Origin of the sequence: Mesorhizobium sp. M7A.F.Ca.MR.176.00.0.0, from assembly GCF_004023165.1 — a bacterium.
In the GTDB taxonomy this organism is placed as follows: domain Bacteria; phylum Pseudomonadota; class Alphaproteobacteria; order Rhizobiales; family Rhizobiaceae; genus Mesorhizobium.
Genome location: NZ_RZTC01000233.1, coordinates 1 through 3,179 on the forward strand (window position 1 = coordinate 1; position 3,179 = coordinate 3,179).

Genomic DNA, 3,179 nt, shown 5'->3' on the forward strand with positions numbered 1-3,179 from the left:
CCCGCCACAGGCGCCGGCCACCCCTCGCACCGGTCGCTTCCCGAGATGTGCATTGTGGGCGATGCGTCGCCGCGTCGGCCCGTCATGCCTTTGCCTCCCGGATCGCCCGCAGCGTGGCGTGGCGTAGTTTATTTTCGCGCTTAAGGGTCTTTCACGCGTCCGACAAGGCCAGGTTTGATCCATTCGGCGTCGGGCTTGTCGGCGCCCCTCGGTGGCGCGCCTTTCCCCTCTTGCACCTTGGCATAGAGGCGTTCCCGCATGGCTTTGGTCAGGGCGATGTTTGCCGAGCCGACGTAGCGGCGTTCCGCATCGCGGGTTGCCATCAAGGCGAGTGGAGCCGAACCGGGCGTTCGCTGCACGCCTGCAACTTCAAAGTCGACTTCTTCGTAGCATTTCGTTTTCACCCAGGCTTCGGTGTCGCCTGACCGATAGCTGCTCTCTTCCCGCTTCGACACCATGCCCTCTAGGCCAATCCGATCAACCGCGGCATAAAAGTCAGCCCCGCCGCCATGCACATGGTGGCTGTACTGGATCACGCCTTTAGCGGTGCCGACGAGTTCGAGCAGCTTTTCCCGACGTGCCAGCAACGGTTCGCGACGCAGATCGATGCCGTCATGGTGCAGCAGATCGAAGGCAACGAAGATGATCCGATCCGGCGCCCATCGCATCTCCGACCGCAGCGAATGGAAATCCGACACGCCTTTCTCGTTAAGGACGATTGCCTCGCCGTCGATGATTGCCGACTTCGGAATGGTTGCCGCCGCCTCGACAATCGTCTTGTACGTCGATGACCAGTCGTAGCCCCTTCGCGTGATCGCTCTGGCCTTGCCGTCCTCAACAATCACCTGGGTACGATAGCCGTCATATTTGATTTCGTGAATCCAGTTGTCCCCTGTCGGCGGCACCTCGACAAGCGTGGGGAACATCGGCCGGATGAACTTCAACATACGCAAACTCGGACTGACCGAATTTAAATTAGAATAGGCTAAAATAGTTGCAAAGGAATGCACCAGGCACTTGGGCAGGTGTTCATGCCACACCCGTTTCGGCCGGCGTCAGGGAACGATTCCGTCCTCCCTGTGTTTCAATCTCATGACAAACATCCCGAAACGCCAGGGAATCGCGATGGAGGCCGAAGTCGCCAGTGCCAAGCAACGCCTGGAACGGGCCGAGCTCGCGATTCAGCGCTCGAAAGAGATGGTGGCTCAAAACATTGAGCGTTCCGGCAGGATACGGCGTTTGGTCGAGGCCGCCATACAAGATTGATAGACTCTCGAGCAACAAAGGAACCCGTGCAGGCAGAATCAAGCCGGCGCAGGCCAACTCTGCGACAAGCGCTGGCCCGTCCTTACGTGGAACCCGGCGCTACTTTCGCTGTTCTCCTCTCAGGAGGAACAACCATGCCAGATGACAAAAGCAAGCGCGATTTTCGTGACCGCGACCGCGTATCGGGCGACGAGGAATACGAGGTCGGCTATCTCGCCAGCAAATTCCAGCTTACCATCCCTGAAGTCCGGGAACTTATCAAAAAGCACGGCAACGACCGTGAGACGCTGGAGCGCGAAGCGAAAGCACTAGGCAGTCGATGACGAGCTAACGTAGCCAATCCCAAGGCTAAACCGCTCGTATCGTGCGAAAGACCCGCCGTGCTGGCCTTGCACGACGGGCTATATGTGCGGCTACATCCTAGGAATCGACCGCTTGTACCAACCTGAGACAGGGGCAAAGGTTCCGAAAGCGCGCTCAGCAGCCGTCCGTGGTCTTTTTCATCTGGCCAGGAGCGGCCGAGTTAGCGTCTGTATCCTGCTGGCCTGGCGCGGCCTGCTTGGCGCTGCCAGTTTGCTGACCAGGAGCGCAGTCCTTGGCGGAGTTCGAGTTCGTTCCACTCGTGGTGGTCGAATCCGTGCCCTGGTCGGTCGTAGTGCTCGGCATGGTCTTGGTTGTCGTCGTGGATGACCCGCCAGTACCGGTGGTGTTGCTCGATTGGGCAAAGGCCAACCCAGTTGACAGTGCCACAATGGCGGACGCGAAAAGTAGCTGTTTCATGATCAACTCCATGTTTGAATGTCCTTGGGCACCTAACTTCGCATTGAAGCGGCGGTTCCAACGAATGGGGTCCGAGAATCGCCCAGCACATGACGCAAAAAGCCCGCCGGCCGGAGCCAGCGGGCAGTTCTCATGGGGGAAAGCACCGGGAGCAGTGCGACGACCAAAGTTCGACAGGGCAGTTTTGTTCCACCGTCAGTGAACTGGCTTCGAACTTTCCGACACCGATGCACTGACCGAAATCCTGGCAGAGCTGGCCCGTTCTGGGGCTGGCTCCCGTCTCGATCTGATATGCACGGTCTGCGATGCCAAAGGGCAGCGAAATCCAGCAATTCAGGGTAGCATTACGGGTTCCTGAGAACCGGGACGTGATGCTTCACCGGCCAACCTGCCATTGAAAAACCCGCCACTGAGGGAGCAGTAACGGGCCTTCCGGTGTTATCCACGGCCAGGGAAACCGAGAGCGATCCAAACTTCATTTTCGGAGCCATGTTGCAGTGGGTCCGCCCCTACTGGCGGGCAGAGGCGGACCCGGCCAAGGCTTGGGGCCTCGGCCCGGCAGCGGGGGACGCTGCCGCCGGTTCCAACCTGCCGCGACATATCAGGTTCCACTAATGCACTAAAAAGCCCGCCACCTTTCAGCAGCGGGCTTCCAAGCTGCAATTCTCTTGATTAATCGATGATCCCGGAGACCCCGGATGAACTGGGCGATGCCGTCACCGACGACAGCCGCTCACTTTTGGTGAATGCGGGCTTCTGATAGCTCTTCTTCTTCGATCTAATTTGCCAATCCGCAATGTGCCACTCTTTGCCTTCGACCAGGCGTGGCAATCGGCCGACAAAAAGCCCGCCACCTTCCGGAAGCGGGCTAGGATGCCTCACTGCTGGCCGGAGCGACTGCTCGCACCAGCGGCATCGGTCCAGGCGAGGCATCCGGCAATGACAGGCGTTGTGCCGACGACCAGGGCGCCGCGCGCGTGCAGGGTCATCAACCCGCGCCATGAGACCCTATCGACCGCCCAGATGGTGCCGCTGGCGTCGACCCACTTGAGGTCGGTGTCGGCGGCTTGAACCGCCCGCATCATCGCGGCCGGTTCCATCCCAGCTCGAAAGACGATGACGGAAGTGGTGGC

Annotated in this window: 4 protein-coding genes and 1 pseudogene; 2 read left to right on the top strand and 3 right to left on the bottom strand. The window is 59.7% G+C overall.

Translation table 11 applies throughout. The features are described from left to right. Positions 1-140 precede the first annotated feature (140 nt). Entirely contained in the window at positions 141-944 is an 804-nt protein-coding gene (locus EOB59_RS34140; RefSeq protein WP_348639556.1) for an ATP-dependent DNA ligase, read from the bottom strand. A 181-nt stretch (positions 945-1,125) separates the two neighbouring features. On the opposite strand from EOB59_RS34140, the gene EOB59_RS35490 reads away from it, so the two are divergent. Both EOB59_RS35490 and EOB59_RS34145 read left to right on the top strand, forming a co-directional pair. After that, the gene (locus tag EOB59_RS35490; protein ID WP_164895841.1) at positions 1,126-1,266 is read left to right on the top strand and encodes a hypothetical protein; all 141 of its coding nucleotides are present in this window, start codon (positions 1,126-1,128) and stop codon (positions 1,264-1,266) included. A 134-nt stretch (positions 1,267-1,400) separates the two neighbouring features. Continuing rightward, positions 1,401-1,589 (top strand): DUF3606 domain-containing protein, encoded by a 189-nt coding sequence (locus EOB59_RS34145; RefSeq protein WP_127321696.1) that lies wholly within the window; start codon positions 1,401-1,403, stop codon positions 1,587-1,589. Between the two features lie 154 nt (positions 1,590-1,743). On the opposite strand, the gene EOB59_RS34150 is transcribed toward EOB59_RS34145, so the two are convergent. After that, positions 1,744-2,046, bottom strand: a complete 303-nt coding sequence (locus EOB59_RS34150) for a hypothetical protein (RefSeq protein ID WP_128290261.1) — start codon at positions 2,044-2,046, stop codon at positions 1,744-1,746. Positions 2,047-2,924: 878 nt separating this feature from the next. Then, a pseudogene (locus EOB59_RS34160) lies at positions 2,925-3,179 on the bottom strand (DUF2243 domain-containing protein); the annotation flags it as partial.

Coding starts and splice junctions, on each gene's coding strand:
- EOB59_RS35490 (WP_164895841.1), top strand. CDS start 1,126: ATGGAGGCCGAAGTCGCCAGTGCCAAGCAACGCCTGGAACGGGCCGAG.
- EOB59_RS34145 (WP_127321696.1), top strand. CDS start 1,401: ATGCCAGATGACAAAAGCAAGCGCGATTTTCGTGACCGCGACCGCGTA.
- EOB59_RS34150 (WP_128290261.1), bottom strand. CDS start 2,046: ATGAAACAGCTACTTTTCGCGTCCGCCATTGTGGCACTGTCAACTGGG.